Annotated in this window: 14 protein-coding genes and 2 pseudogenes; 8 read left to right on the top strand and 8 right to left on the bottom strand. The window is 71.4% G+C overall.

Annotation, left to right across the window (positions count from 1 at the left end; all coding sequences use genetic code 11):
• Nucleotides 1-172: 172 nt before the first annotated feature.
• The gene (locus ACH4KB_RS37330) at nt 173-1,081 is read right to left on the bottom strand and encodes a ScbA/BarX family gamma-butyrolactone biosynthesis protein (protein WP_398071458.1); all 909 of its coding nucleotides are present in this window, start codon (nt 1,079-1,081) and stop codon (nt 173-175) included.
• Nucleotides 1,082-1,192: 111 nt separating this feature from the next.
• Here ACH4KB_RS37330 and ACH4KB_RS37325 point away from each other — a divergent pair, with 111 nt between their 5' ends.
• Nucleotides 1,193-1,864 (top strand): ScbR family autoregulator-binding transcription factor, encoded by a 672-nt coding sequence (locus ACH4KB_RS37325; RefSeq protein WP_398071457.1) that lies wholly within the window; start codon nt 1,193-1,195, stop codon nt 1,862-1,864.
• Nucleotides 1,865-1,880: 16 nt separating this feature from the next.
• Here the strand turns inward: ACH4KB_RS37325 and ACH4KB_RS37320 are convergent, their stop codons facing one another.
• Entirely contained in the window at nt 1,881-2,708 is an 828-nt protein-coding gene (locus ACH4KB_RS37320; protein WP_398071456.1) for a BTAD domain-containing putative transcriptional regulator, read from the bottom strand.
• Between the two features lie 121 nt (nt 2,709-2,829).
• Entirely contained in the window at nt 2,830-4,041 is a 1,212-nt protein-coding gene (locus ACH4KB_RS37315; RefSeq protein WP_398071454.1) for an IS701 family transposase, read from the bottom strand.
• 330 nt (nt 4,042-4,371) lie between these two features.
• Here ACH4KB_RS37315 and ACH4KB_RS37310 point away from each other — a divergent pair, with 330 nt between their 5' ends.
• The 3 genes from ACH4KB_RS37310 (at nt 4,372) to ACH4KB_RS37300 (ending at nt 8,280) form a co-directional block, all read left to right on the top strand.
• Nucleotides 4,372-5,547, top strand: coding sequence for an acyl-CoA dehydrogenase family protein (locus tag ACH4KB_RS37310; protein ID WP_398071452.1), 1,176 nt, complete (start codon nt 4,372-4,374; stop codon nt 5,545-5,547).
• 242 nt (nt 5,548-5,789) lie between these two features.
• The gene (locus tag ACH4KB_RS37305; RefSeq protein ID WP_398071450.1) at nt 5,790-7,238 is read left to right on the top strand and encodes a flavin monoamine oxidase family protein; all 1,449 of its coding nucleotides are present in this window, start codon (nt 5,790-5,792) and stop codon (nt 7,236-7,238) included.
• Between the two features lie 148 nt (nt 7,239-7,386).
• Entirely contained in the window at nt 7,387-8,280 is an 894-nt protein-coding gene (locus ACH4KB_RS37300) for an NAD(P)-dependent oxidoreductase (RefSeq protein ID WP_398071448.1), read from the top strand.
• A gap of 195 nt (nt 8,281-8,475) precedes the next feature.
• On the opposite strand, the gene ACH4KB_RS37295 is transcribed toward ACH4KB_RS37300, so the two are convergent.
• Nucleotides 8,476-8,688, bottom strand: a complete 213-nt coding sequence (locus tag ACH4KB_RS37295; RefSeq protein WP_398071446.1) for a ferredoxin — start codon at nt 8,686-8,688, stop codon at nt 8,476-8,478.
• A gap of 20 nt (nt 8,689-8,708) precedes the next feature.
• A complete protein-coding gene (locus ACH4KB_RS37290; protein ID WP_398071444.1) occupies nt 8,709-9,845 on the bottom strand; it encodes a cytochrome P450 in 1,137 nt (378 codons plus the stop codon).
• A 377-nt stretch (nt 9,846-10,222) separates the two neighbouring features.
• Between ACH4KB_RS37290 and ACH4KB_RS37285 the strand changes: the two genes are divergently transcribed.
• On the top strand, nt 10,223-11,056 hold the full coding sequence (locus tag ACH4KB_RS37285) for a BTAD domain-containing putative transcriptional regulator (RefSeq protein WP_398071442.1): 834 nt from the start codon (nt 10,223-10,225) through the stop codon (nt 11,054-11,056).
• Nucleotides 11,057-11,314: 258 nt separating this feature from the next.
• Nucleotides 11,315-12,655, top strand: a complete 1,341-nt coding sequence (gene gdhA, locus ACH4KB_RS37280; protein ID WP_398071460.1) for an NADP-specific glutamate dehydrogenase — start codon at nt 11,315-11,317, stop codon at nt 12,653-12,655.
• Nucleotides 12,656-13,028: 373 nt separating this feature from the next.
• Here gdhA and ACH4KB_RS37275 read toward each other — a convergent pair.
• Both ACH4KB_RS37275 and ACH4KB_RS37270 read right to left on the bottom strand, forming a co-directional pair.
• Nucleotides 13,029-14,315: pseudogene (locus ACH4KB_RS37275) on the bottom strand (MFS transporter); the annotation flags it as partial.
• A 93-nt stretch (nt 14,316-14,408) separates the two neighbouring features.
• Nucleotides 14,409-15,941, bottom strand: coding sequence for an MFS transporter (locus ACH4KB_RS37270; RefSeq protein WP_398071440.1), 1,533 nt, complete (start codon nt 15,939-15,941; stop codon nt 14,409-14,411).
• 263 nt (nt 15,942-16,204) lie between these two features.
• Between ACH4KB_RS37270 and ACH4KB_RS37265 the strand changes: the two genes are divergently transcribed.
• Nucleotides 16,205-19,501 carry a BTAD domain-containing putative transcriptional regulator gene (locus tag ACH4KB_RS37265; protein WP_398071438.1) on the top strand — a complete coding sequence of 1,099 codons (3,297 nt, stop codon included), beginning with the start codon at nt 16,205-16,207 and terminating at the stop codon, nt 19,499-19,501.
• 48 nt (nt 19,502-19,549) lie between these two features.
• On the opposite strand, the pseudogene ACH4KB_RS37260 reads toward ACH4KB_RS37265, so the two are convergent.
• A pseudogene (locus ACH4KB_RS37260) lies at nt 19,550-19,825 on the bottom strand (TetR/AcrR family transcriptional regulator); the annotation flags it as partial.
• Between the two features lie 153 nt (nt 19,826-19,978).
• On the opposite strand from ACH4KB_RS37260, the gene ACH4KB_RS37255 reads away from it, so the two are divergent.
• Nucleotides 19,979-20,848: an NAD(P)-dependent oxidoreductase gene (locus ACH4KB_RS37255; protein ID WP_398071436.1), complete on the top strand. Its 870-nt coding sequence runs from the start codon at nt 19,979-19,981 to the stop codon at nt 20,846-20,848.
• The last annotated feature ends 174 nt before the right edge of the window (nt 20,849-21,022 follow it).

The raw sequence follows: 21,022 nt of genomic DNA, 5'->3' as shown, positions 1-21,022 counted from the left end.
GGGGGGGGGGGGGGGGGGGGCGCGGCTGGGGGCGCGCGCCCGGGGGGCGCCGGGGGGGGGGGGGGGGCGGCGGGCCCCCCCCCCCCCCGGGGCCCCCCGGGGGGGGGGGGCCCCCCCCCCCCCCCCCCCCCCCGCCCCTCACCCGCGTCGACAGCCCTGCGGGGCAGTACGCCTAGAGCGGGCAGTCCATGGTGACGGAGAAGGTCCGCTCGCCGTTCTGCGCGCCGGTGACCTCGACGCGCACGATGTCCTCGTCCGGAGCCGGCACGACGACCGCCTCGATCCGGCAGGGCGCGTCGAACTCGACGTAGCGGTCGAAGGTGCTCAAGACCCGGACGGGGGTGTGCCCCGGACCGGTGACCGCGTGCGCCGCCTGGTACGCCGCCTCTATCAGCGCGAGACCGGGCACGTGGTCGACCTTGTGGTCGTACAGCGCGGTGTTGGACACGTCCATCAGAAGGTCCCAGCGATTCGGGTGGCCACCGTCGGCGAGGACGACCTCGTGGGCGTGGGCCCGCCCCACCGTGTACGCGGGTACGGGAGCGGGGACGGCCGCTTCCCCCCAGGCCACCTCCGCGTGCTCACCCCGCAGCCGGCGGTAGGCCCCCGGCCCGATCCAGCTGAAGTCGAGCAGCGACTCGGCGACCAGGCACCCCTCCGAGAGGATCGACAGCTCGACCCGTAGCGAACGCGGGTTGTTGGACGTGAAGGTCAAGAGAACAAAGAGGTTACTCGGTTTGTTTTCGGGGTCGTAAAAATCCCCGGAGACGGTGAAGTCCATCCACTCCATGAGCGTCTGGTGCGAGAGCGGTACCCCCAGCTCCGCGTGTCCGATGAGCAGACAGCTCTGCCGGATCGTCTGGGTGAGCAGCAGCTGTACGGAGTCGGCGAACGCGCCCCCCTCCGGCCAGCGGGCGGTGACGGCGTAGCGGCCCGAGCCGAGCGTGGACCACTTGGTCAGCAGGACGGAGTCCTGCTGGTGGAGATGGACGAACTCCTTGGGAATGCTCCGGACGGGTGCCGCGATGCGATGGACGGCGTTGGTGTGCCGTCGACGGTCGGCGAGCAAGGCTTTGGGCATGATCCCCCCTGGGTCAGGCCGAGACTGAGGTGCCGGGTTCCGACGCAAGATAAGATACCGGCTAACCGGTTCTTTTCAAGGTAGTTCAGTAAGCAAGTACAAGGAGTTTCTGTGGCGCAGCAGGAGCGTGCGATCCGTACCCGGAGGCTCATCCTGGAGGCCGCCGCCGCGATCTTCGACGAGCGCGGCTACGCGTCTACGACCATCGCCGAGGTCCTGGAGCGAGCCGATGTGACCAAGGGTGCCCTTTACTTCCACTTCTCCTCCAAGGAGGACCTGGCCCGCGGCGTCCTCGAAGCCGCCGTGACCACCGACGGCGTCCGCCCCCAGGTCCTCAAGCTGCAGGAGATGATCGACATCCTGCTGCTGTTGGCCTACCGGCTGCCCCGCGAACCCATGCTCAGCGCCGCCCTGCGCATGGCCGTCGACCTCCAGTCGCGTCGTCAGTTCGGCACCGCGTGGCCCGACTGGACCGAGCTGCTCACCGGCCTCCTCAAGGACGCCAAGGGCCGCGGAGAGGTCCTCCCGCACGTCGACGAGGCCGAGATCGCCCGCATGCTCGTGTGCAGCTGGACAGGCGTCCGCGTGGTGACCGAAGGCCTTCCCGGCGCCCACGACCTGCCCCGCGAGGTCACCTCGCTCCTCCAGCTCCTCCTGCCCGCGATCGCCACGCCCACCGTCCTGCCCCGCGTCGAGATATCGGCGGCCCGGGCCGCCCACCTCTACGAGGACATGCCGGCCTGGCGCGCGGAGTCGGGCGAGTACGTCGGCCTGCCCCGCTGAGACCGGCACCGGACGCCTACCCACTGCGGGTCGACTCCCACAGGGGCATCACCCCGCCCCCGCGCGGGGCGGGGAGCGCCTGTGCCCCCCAGGACGGACTGAGCACCCGCTGGTGCAGCCACTGGATGTCGGGGGACGGTTCGAGCCCGAGCTCGTCCCGCAGGATGCCGCGTACCTTTCGGTAGGCGTCCAGCGCCTCGGCGCGCCGCCCCGCCTGGTGCAGGGCGGCGATCAGCTGGCCGTGGAACCACTCGTTGAGCGGGTAGTCGTGCACCAGCGTCCGCAGCTCGGGGACGAGCTCGCGCAGCCGCCCGAGCCGCCGCATGGCCTCGATCCGCAGCTCGAGCGCCCTGATGCGCAGCTCCTCCAGGTGGACCGCCCGGCCGGCCAGGACGTCGCCGGTCGGTACGTTGGAGAGGGCCGGGCCGCGCCACAGCCCGAGCGCCAGGGTGAGGGCGTCGATCGCCGCCTCGTGACTGCCCGTCCCGAGCTCGCCCTTGCCCCGCGCGACGAGCCGCTCGAAGACCTTGATGTCGATGGCCGAGTCGTCGACGTGCATCGTGTAGCCGCCGAACCGGGTGGTCAGCAGGGGATATTCGGAGTCCGGCCCGGTGTCCCCGGTCAGCAGTCGGCGCGCGTGGTGGACGTAGGTCTGGACGGTGTTGAGCGCGGAGCGCGGCGGGCTGTGCTGCCACAGTTCCTGGATGAAGGTGTCCGGCGTGACGAGGTCGTTGGCGTGGGTGAGGAGCAGGGCCAGGACCTGGGAGACCTTGGGCGTTCCCGCCGGAAGGACCTCACCGTCGCCGGTGATGATCTGGAACGGTCCGATGAGGTTGAACCGCATGACGCACTCTCCTTCAAGGCGACGTCGCAGGCGTTCCGGCATGGCGCTCGGGTCTCTCCGAGCCCGATAAGGACGAGGAAACGAGGGGGTGTTACGGAGGCGTGAAAGGCGAACGGTCAGGTCAGCCGACCCTGAGCAACGGAGGCCGTACGGACCCGACGCAGGGCCCGGTCCTGGCCCTTCCGCGGCTTCGGTGCGGGGCGCCGGCCGCCCGTACACAGGCGAGATAGGCCACCGAGGCCAGCGTGATGTGACGGTGCCAGCCCTGGAAGGACCGGCCGGCGAAGTCCCGCAGCCCGACCCGCTCGGTGGCCAGGGTGTCGTCGCGGTCCACCACCTCGGCGAGCCGGGTGAGCCGTAGTGCTTCGGCGGGCCGCATCCGGCCGTCCGCCAGCCACAGCCGGGCGGCGGACAGGTCGGCCTCGGGCCACTGGGCCACCAGGAGCCGCTGCACGCCCGCCTCCCGGCCGGAGCCGTCCCGCACCTCGGGCAGGACGACCGGCAAGGTCATCGACAGGCTTCTGCCACCCGCCGGGAGCGGGGCGTACGGCCGCCAGAGCCGGCGGAGAGAGGTGACGATCCGGCCCGCCGGGTGCGGCAGGATGCCGTGGCCCGGCAGGGCCAGCGGGTCCACCCGCAGCCGTATCCGCTCGTCGACGCGCTGCACCAGCGGGATGCCGGCCCGCTCGAAGTGCCGTCCCGTCCACAGTGGGTCCAGCCCCGGTGCGTCGAGCACGACCGGAAGGGGCGTGCCGGGCAGGGAGCCGGCGGCGCGCAGGGCGACGTCGCCCGCGTTCTCCTCGGGACTCAGCGCCCGGCTGGTCGCGGGGACATGGGACCGGCGGCGCCGGGAGGCACCCTCGACCCAGCCGGCCGGCAGCACGAGCTGCCAGTTCACCGGCACTCCCGCGGCGGGCGAGGCCAGCCACGCGCCGAAGGACTGCTGCCCGTTGACGGTCCGCCCGAGCTCCGGCACGAAGTACTCCGCCACGCCGACCGAGTGGCCGCCCGCCTTGGGCACGACGGTGGGCCGCACCACCCAGGCGTGCGGGTCGAGGAGCTCGACTGCGTGCCGGGCGAGACCACGTCGGACGGGCTCCCATTCCCAGGAGGACTCGCTGATGAAGTGGTGCACGCTCTGCTTGCGGGCCGCCTCGCCGCCGAACTGGTCCGCCACGTTGCGCAGCGTCTTGCGCCCGTGCGCGGCGAGCAGCCCGGCCACGTACTCCTCGGCCTTCAGCCGCTGGTCGCTGCGTGGCAGCGAGGCGAACAGGTCGAGGGGCACCCCGTCGAGTCTCTCGTGGGACGCCGGGCCGATCGAGGTCAAGTGCATGTCCGTCAACTCCCTGCGAAACCGTGCGACTCCTGCGAAACCGTGGCGTCCGTTTCCGGTCATGGCACGCCGAAGGGACGGCCCTGCCGTGCGGGGAGCCGCACCGCGAGGCCACTCTCAAATGAAACCACACAGCCGGTTTGTTATGAGGGTGCCGCGATGTTCTGCCCCACGGCTTCAAACGGTCTGTCACGATCTGCCGGAAAGATCCTTCACAACTTCACGACATCCGTCCGGGGAGAGCCCCCGATGACCGTCGCGTTACTCCGCATGAACTCGGCCCGTGCATGCTCGATCCGGTTGTTTCCAGCCGAGAAACGAGGAGCCACGATGGCCACGCCCGTGAAGGAAGCCGAATCTGTTCTCAACGCGGTGAGGGAATTCGTTCCCCGGCTGCGCGAGAACGGCCTCGAAGCCGAGGACCGAGGCTGGATCCCCGACGAGAACATCGAGCTGCTGGAGAAGGCGGGCGTATTCCGTATCGCGGTCCCGAAGCGATTCGGTGGCCTCGACCTCCCGGTGGCCGAGCAGGCCGAGATCGTCGCCGAGATCGGCCGCGGCTGCGGCTCGACCGGCTGGGTCTCCTGCGCCTGGGTCTCCAGCACCTGGATCGCCAGCCAGTACCCGGACAAGGCCCAGGAGGAGATCTTCGCCGACGGCTCCGTCCGCATCTCCGGCGGCTTCACCCCCACCGGCACCGCCGTCGAGACCGAGGGCGGGTACATCCTCAACGGCAGCTGGCGCTTCAACACCGGCATCCGCGGCGCCGACTGGAACATCTACGCGGCGATGCTCCAGCGGCCGGGCCAGGAGGACGCCGAGGTCTTCGCGGTCGTCCCCGCCTCCGAGGTCTCCATCGCCGACGACTGGGACGTCACCGCCGCCGCCGGCACCGGCAGCTCCACCACCACGGTCAAGGACCTGTTCGTCCCCGCCCACCGGGTCGTCGACGGCATCGAGGTCCTCGAAGGGCTCGTCGAGCGCTCCAACTCCGGTGCCACCGGCCGTAACTACGGCCTCACCGCCTACGTGATGGCGCTCTCCGTCCCCGTCTACATCGGCCTCGCCCGCGCCGCCCTGGAGGTCTTCCTCCAGAAGCTGCCGGGCAAGGCCATCCCGTACACCCACTGGGCCGACCAGCGCGAGCACCCGTACACCCAGATCAAGGTCGCGGTGGCCGCCAACAAGATCACCGCCGCCGAGGGCCTCGCCGCGGGCTGGCTCCGCCTCATGCAGAGCGGCGCGGACGCCGGGGAGCAGCTGCTGGTCGAGCAGAAGGCCACCATGCGCGGCCAGTTCGGTTACGCCGTCCAGCTCGCCAAGGAGGCCGTCCAGGAGCTGCACGACATCAGCGGCGCCTCGATCATCCTCCGCTCCGCGCCCTTCCAGCGCATCCAGCGGGACATCGAGGGCCTCTACCTGCACGGCCTGATGACCCCCGTCGGCAGCCTGGAGGCCCACGGCCGGGTCCTGGTCGGCCTCGACCCGAACAGCGACTACCTCTAGCCCGCCCCGGGCCCAGCCGGCCCATCCCCACCGGCCCGCGCCCACCCGGCCCCCCGGCCCGACCCCACACCCCCCCCACCCCCCCCAACCGACGTACCCCACCGCCGACGCGTCACCTTCCGCCGCCGACGCGTCGGCCCCCTCGCACTCCCACGCACCCACGCACCCCCCCCCCCCGTCACGCCGCGCGTGTACCCCGCACACCAGAGCAGTTCCCTACGCAAGAGACGGAAAAGACAACGGTGAACTCCGAGAACACGAGTACCGACGCCGTGGACCAGGCCCCGCAGTCCGGGCTCTCGCGCCGCGGTTTCCTGCGCGCGGGCGCCGCCCTCTCCGCCGTCACGGCCCTGTCCGTGACGGCCTCGGGTCTGCTGGCCCCGCCCGCGGCGGCGGAAGAGGCCGTCGTCTACGACGCGATCGTCGTCGGCGGCGGATACGCGGGCATCACAGCGGCCCGCGACCTGCGTGCCCAGGGCCACAACGTCCTGGTCCTGGAGGCACGCAACCGCATCGGCGGCCGCACCTGGACCGACACCTTCGCCGGCCACACCGTCGAGATGGGCGGCACCTGGGTCGACCCGGCCTCCCAGCCGTACGTCGGCGCCGAGCTCACCCGCTACGGCCTCGGACTCGTCGAGGACCAGGCCCCCGAGCGCACCTTCCTGCCGACCCCCTCCGGTCCGCAGGAGTTCTCCCCGGCCCAGGGCTTCGGCAACCTCGGCAACGTGTACGAGCGGATCTTCGAGGGCTCCCAGCAGTACTTCGAGCGGCCCTTCGAGCCCCTCTACCGCCCGGAGATCACCGCCAAGGACGCGCTCTCGCTGCGCGACCGGCTCAACCAGATGGGTCTCACGCCCGAGGAGGAGCTCCTCGTCAACGGCCAGACCGCGGTGTACTCGGGGGGCTCCAGCGCGACTGGCGCGCTGACCATGCTCGCCCAGTGGTGGGCGCTCTCCGGCCACAACAACACCGGCTGGAACGACACCATGCGCTACCGCATAGCCGGCGGCACGGCGGCCCTGATCAACGCCATGCTGAACGATGCGCAGCCCGTCCTGAGGCTGAACAGCCCGGTCAACGGGATCATCAAGAACAACAACCTCTACTTCGTCACCACCCGCGACGGACGCAGCTACCGCGCCCACGGCGTTGTCGTCGCCGTGCCCGCCAACGTGTGGAAGACCATCAAGTTCACGCCGGCGCTCCCCGCCGCCCACACGACGGCCACCACCCAGGGCATCGCCGTGCAGACCGGCACCAAGCTCTGGATCAACGCCCGCAGCGCCCAGGGCCGGTTCTACGCCCAGGGCAAGGAGGGCGGCTCGCCGATCACCATGGTGATCCCCGACAAGCTGACCGCCGAGGGCCAGCTCTACATCGCCTTCAGCACCGACCCGAACCTGGACCCGAACAACGCGACCCAGGTCCGGGCCGCCGTCCAGCAGCTCGGCGCCGACCTGGACATCGTCTCCCTCAAGGCGCACCGCTGGGGAAGCGACGAGTTCGCGCGCGGCGGCTGGGCCTTCCGCAAGCCGGGCCAGCTCACCTCGCTGTACCCGGCCGTCACCCAGCCCAGCGGACGGCTCGCCTTCGCCAGCGGCGACATCGCCAACGGCTGGAGCGGCTACATCGACGGAGCGATCGAGTCCGGAAAGCGCGCGGCCCAGGACGTCGGCACCGGCCTCTGACCGGAATCGAATTTCCTCGAACGTCAGTGGGATGACCGCACGGTTACCGGTGAGTGGGAGGGGCGCGCATAGCCTTGCGAGCATGGATGCACGGCACTTCGGTGCCGTGCACGCGGCTGTGCGCGTCAAGAGAAAGTAGTGCCTCTCCATGAATTCCCCTACACATTCCGAAAACCGCTCCGATGTCTCCGTCATCGGCCTCGGACTGATGGGACAGGCGCTCGCCGGCGCCTTCCTGAAGTCCGGGGTCCCCACCACGGTCTGGAACCGCTCGGCCGAGAAGGCGGCGACGCTCGTCGAGAACGGCGCCCTGCTCGCCCCGTCGGCGGCCGCGGCAGTCCAGGCGGCTCCGCTGATCGTCGTGTGCGTCACCGACTACGACGTCCTCCACGCCGTCCTGGACCCGCTGACCGACGAGCTGCGCGGCAAGACCGTCGTCAACCTCACCTCGGGACACTCCGACGGCGCCCGTGAGACCGCCACTTGGGCGGCCGGGCATGGCATCGCGTACCTCGACGGCGCGATCATGGCCATCCCGCCCGTCATCGGCACCGAGCACGCCACGCTCCTGTACGCAGGCGCGCAGGACGTCTTCGACGCGCACGAGGCGGCTCTTGCCTCCCTCGGCACGGCCGCCCACCTCGGCGACGACCACGGCCTGGCGTCGCTCTACGACGTGGCCCTGCTCGGCATCATGTGGGGCGTGCTCAACAGCTTCCTGCACGGGGTCGCGCTCCTGGAGACCGCGAACGTGAAGGCCTCCACCTTCGCCCCGTTCGCCAACAACTGGATCGGCGCGGTCACCAACTTCGTCTCCGCCTACGCGGGCCAGATCGACGAGGGTGCGTACCCCGCGCACGACGCCACCATCGACACCCACTGGGCGACGATGGTGCACCTGATCCACGAGAGCGAGGCGACCGGCGCCAGCGCCGAGCTGCCGAAGTTCGTCAAGGAGCTCACCGATCGCGCGATCGCCGCGGGCCGGGGCGGCGACAGCTACGCGGCTATGATCGAGCAGTTCCGAAAGCCCACGAAGTAAGGGCGCTCCGTACCGGCGGCACCGGGCCCCGCGGGCGCCGGAGCTCCGGCCGGGGGCCGGCCTCCGGACCGGCCCCGGGCGCTGGTGCGTGGGTCCGCGCCCGCTCGGGACGGTCCGGAGACCAGGTCGGTGGCGCCCGGCCCGAGACCCCGCGGGCCGGGGCGGGCCGCGCACGGCGGTATGCCGGGCGGTCGGTCAGGCCGCTTCGGGCGTCAGGAGGACTGCTTCCGTGGGGCAGCACTCCGCCACGTCCATGGCCGCCTTGATCTCCTCCTCGTCCTCCAGCACGCCCCGGAGGACGATTCCGCGGCCGCCTTCCACGCGGAACAGCTCCGGGTTCATGGCCAGGCAGGTGCCCGCGCCGGCGCACGCCTCGCGGTCGATCGTGAGCGTCATCTTCATCTTCATGGGGGCCTCTTCTCCCTGGCTCAGCGCGGGCCGGAGCCGTGCAGGTCGACCGGAAGCGCGAGCACGCTGCGCAGCAGCCAGCTCTCCGCGTACCGGATCTCGTCACGCGGCACGGACAGCCGCGCGTTCGGGTACCGCTCGAAGAAGGCCGGGATGGCGATCCTGGACTCCAGCCGGGCCAGCGCGGCCCCCAGGCAGTTGTGCAGCCCGTGCCCCAGGCCCAGGTGGCGCGGGCCCGAGCGGGTGATGTCCAGCTGGTCCGGGTTCTCGAAGATCTCCGGGTCCCGGTTGGCGGACTGCAGCGCGGCGACGACGGTCGCGCCCGCGGGGATGGCCGACCCGGCGAACTCCACGTCCTGAGTGGCGAAGCGGATCAGCGCCACGGTCAACGCCCCGTCGTACCGCAGGAACTCCTCCACCGCGGCCTCGGCGAGCTCGGGCCGCTCGGCCAGCAGCTTCCGCTGGTCCGGGTGGTCGATGAGCGCCAGAATCGCCGAGCCGATGAGGTTCCGGGTCGTGTCCAGACCCACCATGATCATCAGGGCCACCATGGCGATCAGCTCGTTCTCGTCGAGCCGGTCGTCACCGTCACGGGCCTGTATGAACACGGAGGTGAGGTCCTCGCCGGGATTCCGGCGCTTCTCCTCGATGATCTCCCGGCCGTAGTCGACGATCTCCTGGTACGCGAGCGTCGACTCGGTCATGTGCTCCGGGTCGACGTGCAGCGCCCGCTCGATCGCGTGCAGGATCTGCCGGAACTTGTCCAGCGGAATGCCCAGGACCCTGCCGATGACCTCGGCCGGCACGGTGCCGGCGAACTCCATGACGTCCGGGCTCTCCATGGCCTCCAGCCGGTCCAGGGCGGAGGCCACGATCTCCCGGGTCGGCTCCTCCCACAGCGCGGTGCGCCGCGGCGTGAACGCGCTCATCGCGAGCTTCCGGACCCGCGTGTGGTCCGGCGGGTCGAGCACCGACAGGATCCGCTCGATGACAGTGCCGGAACCGAACACGAGGCCGGACTTCTTGAAATCCTCACTCGCCCACACGGTGGCGTCGCTGCTGAAGCGCGCCGAGTCGCCCAGGAGATCGCGCACATCCTCGTAACGGGACACGATCCGCATGGGCAGATCACCGACGGGGAAGCGGAGCTCGTGCACCGGAGCGTTCTCGCGGAGCCACGAGAACGCAGGATACGGATCCTGGAAGTAGTCGTGACCGAAAAGGTCTGGCGCAAGCGCCGAGGATGTCATCGCTGTCTTCTCCCTCAGGAAGGTGGTCCGAGTCGAACGTCGAACAACGTCCAGGTGTTCTGGAGGGTACGAGGGATGTTCAACCAGAGGGTCATGCGTCGGTAATCGGCCAACCGGCTGTTTCGCCGGACATTCCGATCACCCCAACCGGCCTGACAACACACCCAGTTGACACTCTCTCCACCAGGGTTCGCGGACCGCCGACCGAACGTGGCTACCGTGGGCAGTCCACGCCAGAGGCACCTGCGCAGCGGACGCCGACGACCCGAACAGGAGCGTGTGCAGTGCAGTTCAACCTCATCGGTCCGTTCGAGATCACCACCGACGACGGCCGAGAGTTCACTCCCAGCGCACCGAGGATCCGCCAGATGCTGGCGCTCCTCGCACTCCAGCCCCGGGAGACGGTGTCACTGGACACCTTCTTCCAGGAACTGTGGGCCGAGGACGCTCCGCTCAGCGCCCTGAAGATCGTCCACAACCATGTCTCCCAGGCGCGCAGGCTCTTCACCGACGAGGCCGTCACCTCGCCCGGCCGCAACCTGCTCCTCACCAGGCCCCCCGGCTACCTCCTCCAGATCAATGACGACGAGGTCGACGTCATGAGCTTCGAGGGGTTCATCAAAAGAGCCCAGTGGGAGTTGGCCGAAGGCACCCCCGGCCGCGCCGCCGACTTTGTCACCCGCGCCCTCGGCCTGTGGCGCGGACCCGTCCTGAGCGACGTCTCCGTCGGCATCACCCTCGCGGGCTGGAGCGCCCGCGTGGAGGAGCTGCGCATACGGGCCCTGGAGCTGCACGTCGAGGTCGAGAACCACTTCGGGCGCCACCGGGAACTCCTCCCCGAACTGCGGACCCTGGTCAACGACTACCCGCTCCACGAGTGGTTCCACGGCCAGCTCATCTCGGCGCTGCACCGCTCGGGCCGCCGGGGCGAGGCCTTGGAGGCGTACGGGAACCTCTACCGTCTTCTGAAGAGCGAGCTCGGCCTCATGCCCTCGCCCGACATGCGTAGGCTCCAGAGCGAGATCCTCAACGCGACCGGCAACGAACTGGCCCTGGCCCCGCGCCGCCGGGAACGGGCCGGCCGCCCGGCGGCCCCGGCCGTCGCCATCGCAGGCTGACCGTCCGGCGGGAGCCACACCGCACCGTGAGCGGCAGAACTGCACCGCCACCGCACACCCGCACCGTAAGCGGCGGGGACCACACCGCCACCGCACATCCGGCGCCGCGGCGGGAACCGCACCGCACAACCGGCCATCGCGCCACCCCGGCCGACGTACCGCCGGAACGTACAGCCCGGGGACCTCGTGCTCGTCCCACCCGGAAAAAGGGAAAGAACTCTCATGTCCTCGCTGCCCACCCAGCCCAGCCACCGGAGCATGCCCACGCTCCTGCGCCCCCTCTACGCGGAAGCTCTGCGGCGCAACCCCGGCGAACCCGAGTTCCACCAGGCCCTCGGCGAGGTCCTGGAATCCCTGGAACCCGTGCTCACCGCGCGGCCCGAACTCCTGGAGGCCCGGCTCCTGGAGCGGATCGTGGAGCCCGAACGCCAGATCATCTTCCGGGTGCCGTGGCAGGACGACAGCGGCCGCGTCCACGTCAACCGGGGCATGCGCGTGGAGTTCAACAGCGCCCTGGGGCCGTACAAGGGCGGGCTGCGGTTCCATCCCACGGTCGGCCTCGGCACCGTGAAGTTCCTCGGCTTCGAGCAGATCTTCAAGAACGCGCTCACTGGTCTGAACATCGGCGGCGGCAAGGGCGGCAGCGACTTCGACCCGCGGGGCCGCTCCGACGACGAGGTGATGCGCTTCTGCCAGTCCTTCATGACGGAGCTGCACCGGCACCTCGGCGAGCACACCGACGTCCCCGCGGGTGACATCGGCGTCGGGGGCCGCGAGATCGGCTACCTCTTCGGCCAGTACCGGCGCCTCACCAACCGCTGGGAGTCGGGCGTCCTCACCGGCAAGGGCATCGGCTGGGGCGGCTCCCTGGTGCGCGCCGAGGCGACCGGATACGGCAACGTCCTCTTCGCGGCCGAGATGCTGAAGACCCGCGGCGGGAGCCTGGAGGGCCGTCAGGTCACCGTCTCCGGCGCCGGCAACGTGGCTCTCTACTCGATCGAGAAGGCCCAGGCCCTCGGCGCCCACGTCCTCACCGCCTCGGACTCCGGCGGTTACGTCGTCGACGAGAAGGGCATCGATCTCGGCCTCCTCAAGGAGATCAAGGAGAACGAGCGCGGCCGCGTCAGCGACTACGCCGAGCGGCGCGGTGCCTCCGCCCGGTACGTTCCGGGCGGCCGGGTCTGGGACGTCCCCGCCGATGTGGCCCTGCCCTCGGCGACGCAGAACGAACTGGACGCCGACGCGGCGCTCACCCTCGTCCGCAACGGCGTGAAGGCTGTCTCCGAGGGCGCCAACATGCCCACGACCCCGGCGGCCGTCCGCGTCCTGACCGAGGCCGGCGTCCTCTTCGGCCCGGGCAAGGCGGCCAACGCGGGCGGTGTGGCGACCAGCGCCCTGGAGATGCGGCAGAACGCGGCCCGGGAGTCGTGGACCTTCGATGAGGTGGAGACGCGGCTCGCGGCCATCATGCGCGATACCCACGCGACCGTCCGCGCGACCGCGGAACGCTATGGGGTCCCCGGAGACTACGTAGCGGGCGCCAATATCGCCGGGTTCGAACGAGTCGCCGACGCGATGCTCGCCCAGGGCCTCGTCTGACGAACCCGCCCCGGGCCCGGGAGCCGGCCCCGCCCCCGGGACCTGTTCGTACCCCCGCACCGGCTCCCCCGCCCGTCCCGTCCCGGCCGCCTGCGTCCGCCTCGGTACCGGCCCCGGTCACGGTAGCGGCCTGCGTCCCGGCTGCGGCGGGGGCGCCCGTCCCGGCGTTCGGTTCCGGCGTCGGGGGCACCGCGCGGTGGCGGACGGCGAGTGCCGCGATCACGGCGATCGCGAGCGCGGCGACCGCGAGGAGCGCCATCGACGTGCGGAAGGCGCCGAGCCAGGCCGGCGCGCCGGCCCCCGGCGGGCCGGCCGCGCCGGGGGAGAGGCGGTGGAAGAAGACCAGCCCCGTCAGGGCGATCCCCAGGACCCCCGCGGTCTCCTGCGCCGTCCCGAGGACACCCGCGGCCATCCCCGTCAGCCGGGCCCGCACTCCGGCGAGCGCGGCCGCCGTCAGCGGTGCCATCAGCAGGCCCATGCCGGCGCCCGTCACCGAGAGGCCCGCGACGAGCCCCAGCGGCAGCCCGCCGGAACCGGCCGATGACGCCGACCAGCCGATCAGCACGAAGCCCGCGGCGAGTACCGCCCCGCCCAGGACCGGGAGCCGGCCGCCGAGCCGGCCCGTGAGCCGGCCCGTCTGCATGGAGGCGGCGAAGAAGGAGGCGTTGAGCGCGATCCCGACCACGCCCGACGACACCGGAGACATGCCCCGCCCCTCCTGGAGGTACAGCGACAGGACGTACGTCAGCCCCGCGGACCCGCCGAAGAGCAGGGCGATGGAGACCACGCCCCGGGTGAAGCCGGGGTCGCGGAAGACCGCCGGATCGAGGAGCGGACTGCGCCCCGCGGCGATCCGCCGCCGCTGGTGCACCGCGAACCCTGCCACCAGCGGTGCCGACAGGGCCAGGCTGAGCCACGCCCAGGCCGGCCACCCCAACTCGCGGCCCACCACCAGCGGCAGCACCAGGGCCACCAGTCCGGCCGCGGACAGCACCGCACCCACGGGGTCGAGCCCCCACGCGCCCTGCCGCGCCCCGCGGTCGGCGGGCAGAAGCCGTACCAGCGCCAGCGCCAGCAGGCCGATCGGTATGTTGATGAGGAAACAGGCCCGCCAGCCGAGGCCGCCCGGGTCCACCGCGAGCAGCAGCCCGCCGATGGCCTGCCCGCTCGTCCCGGCTACCCCCACGGTCGCCCCGTACCAGGCGAAGGCGCGGGCGCGGTCGGCGCCCCGGAACAGCAGCCCCATCAGCGCCAGGACCTGAGGCCCCATCAGGGCGGCGGCGAGGCCCTGCGCGATCCGGGCCCCCACCAGCAGCTCCGTCCCCGTCGCCAGGCCGCAGGCCGTGGACGCCGCGGTGAAGAGCGCGAGCCCCACCGTGAACATCCGCCGGGGACCGTACAGGTCGCCCAGTCTCCCCGCGGTGATCAGCCCGATGGCGTAGGCGAGTCCGTATCCGACGAGGACGGACTGCATGGCGGCCGGCCCGGCGCCCAGCTCGCGGCGGGTCGCGGGGGCCACCGCGTTCACGATGAAGAAGTCGAGCGTCGTCATGAACACCGCGGCCAGGAGGACGAGCAGGGCCCACCGGCGGCTCCGCGCCGGGGCTCTGCTGTCCTCGGCCGGTATCCGGAGGGAGGGGAGGCGGGCGACGGATGACATGCGGTCCTCCTGGCGGGAACCGCGCAGGGGCAGCCCGGGTAAGGATCGGGCTGCCCCTGTGCGGTGATACGGGACGAGAAGGAGTGCGAGGTGTCAGTGACCGGCGGGCACGTGCACCTTCGGTGCCTCGGCCGGCTCGGCAGGGGCGGCAGGGGCGGCCTGCGGCTGGCCCGAGTTGCGGTTCAGAAGCAGGAGCAGCGCGGTGACCAGCCCGACCAGGGCGAAGACGGCGGTGGCCAGGAAGCCGGCCTGGAAGCCGTCGTTCAGACCCTTGGCGTCCGTACCGGTGGCATAGGCGAAGGCCACCGAGGAGGCGATCGCGATACCGAGGGCGGCGCCGATCTGGAAGACGGCGTTGTTGATGCCGGACACCAGACCGGACTCCTCCGGCTTGGCACCCGTCAGCGAGGCGATCGACGCGGCCACGTTGGTGGAGCCGATACCCGAACCGAAGATGACCAGACCGAAGAACAGGTCGCTCCAGTAGCCGCCGTTCGGGTCGATCTGCGTGAGGAGCAGCAGACCGCCGGAGAGCAGCGCCATACCGACGATGGCGATCGGCTTGTAGCCGACCTTGACGACGAGCCGGGCGCTGACGTTCGCACCGATGATCGACATGAGGGCGTAGACCGCGGTGCTGAGACCGAACTTGACGGCGCTGTAGCCGAGGACCTGCTGGGCGTAGAGCGAGGTGATGAGCGCACCGCCGTAGACAGCCATCGCGACGATGATCATCAGGATGTTGCCGCCGACCACGGTGGGGGAGCGGAAGATCCGCAGCGGGACCAGCGGAGCCTTGGACCTGGACTCGATGACGGTGAAGATGACGAAGAGCACCGCGGCGGCGATCAGCAGACCGATCGTCTCACCGCTGCCCCAGCCGATGACCGGAGCCTCGGAGACCGCGTACACGAGGAGGGCGATGGCCGCGGTGATGGTGACGGCGCCGGCCGGGTCGAAGCGACGGCGGCCCGGGCGGACCGGGGTCTCCTTCAGCAGGCGCGGGCCGAAGATCAGCACCGCGGCGACCACGGGCACGTTGATGTAGAAGATCCACTCCCAGCCCAGGCCATCGGTGATCGGACCACCGATGAGCAGCGCCGCGGTGGCGCCGAACGCTCCGATACCGGTCCAGATGCCCAGTGCCTTGTTGCGCTCCGGGCCCTCCGCGAAGGTGTGCATGAGGACGGCCATGGCGGTCGGCGTCATGACGGCGGCAGCCACACCCTGGATGACACGGGCCGTGACCAGCACCTCGTCGGTCCAGGCCAGACCACAGAGCACCGAGGCGATACCGAACAGCGCGGTGCCGAACAGGAACATCCTGCGCCCGCCGAGCAGGTCGGCCGTGCGCCCGCCGAACATCAGCAGACCACCGAAGCTCAGCAGGTAGGCGCTCATCACCCACTGGGCGCCGCCGGCCGCGAAGCTCAGCTCCGTCTCGATGGCGGGCAAGGCGAGCATGACGATCTGCGAGTCGACGATCACCATGAAGAACGCGGTGACCAGCAGGGTGAGCGCCAGCCATCTACGGGGGTCGGGGGCGTTCTCGGCGCGGTCCGCGCCGACCGCCAAGTCCCGCGACCCGGGGTTACTGGGAGGAGTGTTACGGGATTCGCGAGACATGGGGTCCTCGATTCCTGGATCTTCGACGTTCCGGAACCCCCTCGGGGAACCTGGACGTTCTGGAGTCACTGCGTGCCTGCCGCCGTTCCGCTTTTCCCCGGGACGGCTTGGTGAGGACCACCCTGACCCCTGCTCCTCTCGGCATCCTCACGGCGCACTCCCGAAGCTCACCTCGACCGCTCACGGCCGCTCACGGCGCCCCGCGGGCCCGCCAGTGGCCACCAAAAGCCCGCGCCTCACGACGGCTGGGCTACTGTGCGGCCATGCGCTTTCGGGTACTCGGTCTCCTTGAGGTGTGGACCACGGACGGCAGACCGGTCCCCGTAGGGGAGCCCAAGGTCCGCGCCCTCCTCGCCGACCTCCTCATACACGCCGGCCGCCCCGTCTCCACGGACCGGCTCCTCGACGACATGTGGGGCGAGGACCTCCCCGGCAAACCCGCCGCGGCCCTCCAGACCAAGGTGTGGCAGCTCCGCCGCACCCTGGAGGAGGGCGAACCCGGCGGACGCGCCCTCGTCGTCTCCCGCGCCCCCGGCTACCTCCTCGACGCCACCCCCGACATGATCGACGCCGGACGCTTCGAGGAGCTCACCGCCCAGGCACGCGCCACCGGCGACCCCGCCGCCAAGGTCGCGCTTCTCACCGACGCACTGGCCCTCTGGCGCGGGCCCGCCTACACCGAGTTCGAGGACGAGCCCTTCGCCCGCAGGGCCGCCCAGCACCTCGGCGAACACCGCGTGTCCGCCCTGGAGGAACAGGCCGCCGCCCGCCTCGAACTCGGCGAACACCACCTCCTCGCCGACGAACTCGCCGGCCTCGCCGCCGCCCACCCGCTGCGCGAACGCCTCCACGCCATCCACCTGCGCGCCCTCTACCGCGCCGGCCGCCAGAACGACGCTCTCGACGGCTACGCGCGACTCCGCGCCCGGCTCCGCGACGAGCTCGGCCTCGACCCCGGCGCCGAACTCATCGCCCTCCAGCGGTCGATCCTCCAGCAGGACCCCGACCTCGCCGCTCCCGGCCCCACCTCGTTCGCCACCCCCGCCGGCCCGGCCGTCGCCGCCCCGTCCCGGCGCCGCGGCAACCTGCCCGCCCCCCTCACGGATCTCGTCGGCCGCGCCGAGGACCTCACCGCACTCCGCACCCTGCTCACCACCCAGCGCCTCGTCACCCTCACGGGACCCGGCGGCGTCGGCAAGACCCGCCTCGCCCTCGAAGCCGCCGCCCAGACCGCCGACGCCCACCCCGACGGCGTATGGCTCGTCGAACTCACCGGCCCCGCCGCCAAGACCGAGAGCTCCGGCGGCGCCCCCGGCACGGCCCACCTCATCGCCGCCGCCCTCGGCATGAGGGACGACACCGCCCCCGACCCGACCACCGCCACCGCGGGCCGCCCCGACACCCCGGCCGAACGCCTCGCCACCGCCCTGTACGCCAAACGTGCCCTGCTCCTCCTCGACAACTGCGAACACATCGTCGACGCCGTCGCCGAGCTCGTCGGCACCCTCCTCGCCCGCGCCCCCCACCTGCGTGTCCTCGCCACCAGCCAGGAGCCCCTCGGTATCGCGGGTGAACACCTGCGTCCCGTCGGGCCGCTCGGCTTCCCCGACGCCACCGTCACCGACCCGGAGGCCCTCCGCCGGACCGGGGCCGTCCAGCTCTTCGTCTCCCGCGCACAGGCCGCCGACCCCGGCTTCGCCCTCACCGCCGACAACGCCCGGGCCGTCGCCGCCATCTGCCGCCGCCTCGACGGTATCCCCCTCGCCCTCGAACTCGCCGCCACCCGCGTCCGCTCCCTCGGCGCACGCGCACTCGCCGCCCGCCTCGACGACCGGTTCCGCCTTCTCGCCGGCGCCCGCCGCGACGCCCCCGCCCGCCAGCGCACCCTGCGCGCCGTCATCGACTGGAGCTGGGAACTCCTCACCGACGCCGAGCAGACCGTGCTGCGCCGCCTCAGCGTCCACGCCGACGGCTGCACCCTCGACGCGGCCGAGGCCGTCTGCGCCGGAGACGGCGTCCTGGAGGAGCACGTCCTCGACCTCCTCGCCCGCCTCGTCGACCGCTCCCTCGTCGTCGCCGCAGACACCCCCGGCGGCGTCCGCTACCGGCTCCTCGAATCCGTCGCCGCCTACGGCCTCGAACGCCTCGACGACGCCGACGAGACCACCGCCGTACGCCGCCGCCACACCCGCCACTACCTGGCGCTCGCCGAGACCGCCGCCCCCCTCCTGCGCGGCCACGAGCAGCGCGCCTGGCTCGACCGCCTCGACGCCGAGGCCGGCAACCTCCGCGCCGCCCTGGACACCTGCCTGCGCACCGGAGCCGCCGACGACGCCCTGCGCCTCGTCATCGCCCAGTCCTGGCACTGGTTCCTGCGCGGCCGGCTCGGCGAGGCCCTCCGCTCCTTCGACACCGCCCTCGCCGTCCCGGCCGAGGAGACCGACGTCTGCCGCTCGCACCGTGCCGACGCCACCGTCCGCCGCGCCGCCCTCGCCCTCCACTCCGGCGACGCCGAAGGCCCCGCCGCGGCCGACCGCGCCTTCCCTCTCGTCGAGCACATCACCGACCCCTGCGACCGGGCCCACGCCCTCTGGTTCCTCTCCTTCACCCTCTACGGCTCCGGCGACCTCGCCTCCAACCAGGACAGGGCCGTCGCGGCGTTCGCCGCCTTCGAGAAACTCGGCGACCCCTGGGGCAAGGCGGCGGCCCTCGCAGTCACCGCCGGCCACGCCCTCATCCGCGGCGACTTCCCGGCCGCCGCCGGCGACGCGGGCGTCAGCCTCGCCCTGTTCCGTGAACTAGGTGACCGTTGGGGGCAGTTGAGAGCCGGAGACACCCTCGCCTCCCTCGCCGAGATCCACGAGGACTACACCGAGGCCACCCGCATGCACCGCGAAGGGCTCCGCATGGCCGAAGAGCTCGGCCTCTGGACGGACGCCTCCTACAAGTGGTCCGGGCTGGGCCGCATCGCTCTGCTCACCGGCGACCACGCCGACGCCCGCACCTTCCACGAACGAGGACTGCGCCTCGCCGCCGACCAGGCCCACAAACGCGGCGAACAGTTCGCCGAGACCGGCCTCGCCCTCGTCGCCCGCCGCGAAGGCCGGCTCGACGATGCCGAGGCCCACCTCACCAAGTGGCTCGACTGGCTCCGTGCCGTCTACGGCGATCTCGGCACCGCCCTCGTCATGGCCGAGCTCGGCTTCATCGCCGAACAGCGCGGCGACGTCGCCACCGCACGGGAACGTCACCTCGCCGGCTACGCCGCCGCCCGCGGGACCGGCGACCCCCGCGCCCGGGCTCTCGCCCTCGAAGGACTGGCCGGCACCAGCGCCCTGAGGGGCCACCACGCCCATGCCGCCCGCCTCCTGGGCGCCGCCGCCGCCGCACGCGCCTCCGTCGGCCGCCCCCTGCCCCGTACCGAGCGCGGAGACGTCGACCGCATCACCACGGCCGTCCGCACGGCCCTCGGCGACGCCCGCTACGCCGCCGAGTTCGCCACGGGCCGCGACGCGGACACCCGGGACCCGGGACTCATCGAGGAGCCGGCGGGAGCCTGACCCTCCCCGTCGGCTCGGCGAGGGGGTCTCGACGGGTAGACGTCGTGAGACCAGGTCTTCCCAGTTGCGCAGAGCGGCCATGCACGCCTGCTGGATGTCGGAGTCGGTGCCCAGGGTCTCCAGGGCCGCCGCGGTGATGGGGCAGCCGTCGGTCCAGTCCGACCTCCGTAGATTTTCAGCCAGTTCGCGGGCGCAGGCGTCGATGGCCGCGCCGGGCTCCTCCTTGCTCTCCAGTGCGCTGCGGAGGGCGCTCGCGAACTCTCCGTCGCTGTGATTGATCGCCGCGATGACGATTCGGCCCCGGGTGCCTGGCTTATTTTCCACGGCTTCAGAGGACTAGATAGAGCGTTCGCTCTACAGGTGCGCTACTTTGGCCAAGTCGCTGAGTAGAGCGTCCGTTTTACCTGGTTGAAGTGAGTAACTGAAATTGCCGCCCAGAGAAATATGCCGTCCTTACCGAGAGCAAGGGAGTTCCCAGTGAGCGCCAAGCAGCCTGTGACCGTCGTCGGACTCGGCCCCATGGGGCAGGCCATGGTTCGAGCTTTTCTCGACGCGGGCCATGCCGTTACCGTCTGGAACCGCACCGCTTCTCGCGCCGATGAACTCGTCGCCGCTGGAGCTGTGCTCGCGCCCAGCGTCGAGGCCGCCGTCAAGGCCAACGACCTGGTGATCCTGAGCCTCACCGACTACGAGACGATGTACAAGGTTCTGGAGCCCGCGACCGGCGCGCTGGCCGGCCGCGTGATCGTCAACCTGAGCTCGGACACCCCGGAGAAGACCCGCGCGGGTGCGAGCTGGATCGCCGGACACGGCGGCATCCACATCACGGGAGGGGTCGCCGTACCGCCGTCGGGCATCGGCAGCCGCGACTCGTCCGCCTTCTACAGTGGTCCGCGTGAGGCCTTCGATCGGCACCGCGCCACTCTTGAGACCCTGACCAGCACGGACTACCGGGGCGAGGAGCCCGGACTTGCCGCGCTGATGTACCAGATCGGCATGGTCATGTTCTGGACGTCCATGCTCAGTTACTGGCAGGCGGTCGCTCTCGCCGAGGCCAACGGCCTCAAGGCGGAGGACATCCTCCCGCACGCCACCGGGACGATGGACGCGATGGGGAACTTCCTCGCGTTCTACACGAAGCGCATCGACGCGGGTGACCACAGCGGAGACGTGGACCGTCTGGCCATGGGCATGGCCAGCGTCGAGCACGTCCTGCACACCATCGCCGATGCGGGTGTCGACACCGCGCTGCCGACAGCGGTGGCCGATCTCTTCCGCCGGGGGATGGACGCCGGGCACCAGGCCGACAGCTTCTCCAGCCTGGTGGAACTCCTCAAGAAGAAGTAGGACCGGTCCTCGGGGCGGCACTCACTCCCCTCATTACCTTTTTCGTGGCCCCGCAACGGGGCTACCGGCCTCCGGGCTCGGCCTGACTTCCCCCCTTCTGTTAACCATGATCCCGGGGGGTGTCACCGGGCCCGCACTCACGGAGCCTTTTCCGCCTTGATCAGGTGGCGAGTG

Origin of the sequence: Streptomyces sp. NPDC017520 (assembly GCF_044329855.1) — a bacterium.
In the GTDB taxonomy this organism is placed as follows: Bacteria; Actinomycetota; Actinomycetes; order Streptomycetales; family Streptomycetaceae; genus Streptomyces.
Note: the sequence above shows the minus strand (reverse complement) of the source record. Positions and strands in the feature narration are given on the sequence as shown.

Coding starts and splice junctions, on each gene's coding strand:
- ACH4KB_RS37295 (WP_398071446.1), bottom strand. CDS start 8,688: ATGAAGATGAAGATGACGCTCACGATCGACCGCGAGGCGTGCGCCGGC.
- ACH4KB_RS37300 (WP_398071448.1), top strand. CDS start 7,387: ATGAATTCCCCTACACATTCCGAAAACCGCTCCGATGTCTCCGTCATC.
- ACH4KB_RS37315 (WP_398071454.1), bottom strand. CDS start 4,041: ATGCACTTGACCTCGATCGGCCCGGCGTCCCACGAGAGACTCGACGGG.
- ACH4KB_RS37270 (WP_398071440.1), bottom strand. CDS start 15,941: ATGTCTCGCGAATCCCGTAACACTCCTCCCAGTAACCCCGGGTCGCGG.
- ACH4KB_RS37330 (WP_398071458.1), bottom strand. CDS start 1,081: ATGCCCAAAGCCTTGCTCGCCGACCGTCGACGGCACACCAACGCCGTC.
- gdhA (WP_398071460.1), top strand. CDS start 11,315: ATGCCCACGCTCCTGCGCCCCCTCTACGCGGAAGCTCTGCGGCGCAAC.
- ACH4KB_RS37320 (WP_398071456.1), bottom strand. CDS start 2,708: ATGCGGTTCAACCTCATCGGACCGTTCCAGATCATCACCGGCGACGGT.
- ACH4KB_RS37310 (WP_398071452.1), top strand. CDS start 4,372: ATGGCCACGCCCGTGAAGGAAGCCGAATCTGTTCTCAACGCGGTGAGG.
- ACH4KB_RS37265 (WP_398071438.1), top strand. CDS start 16,205: ATGCGCTTTCGGGTACTCGGTCTCCTTGAGGTGTGGACCACGGACGGC.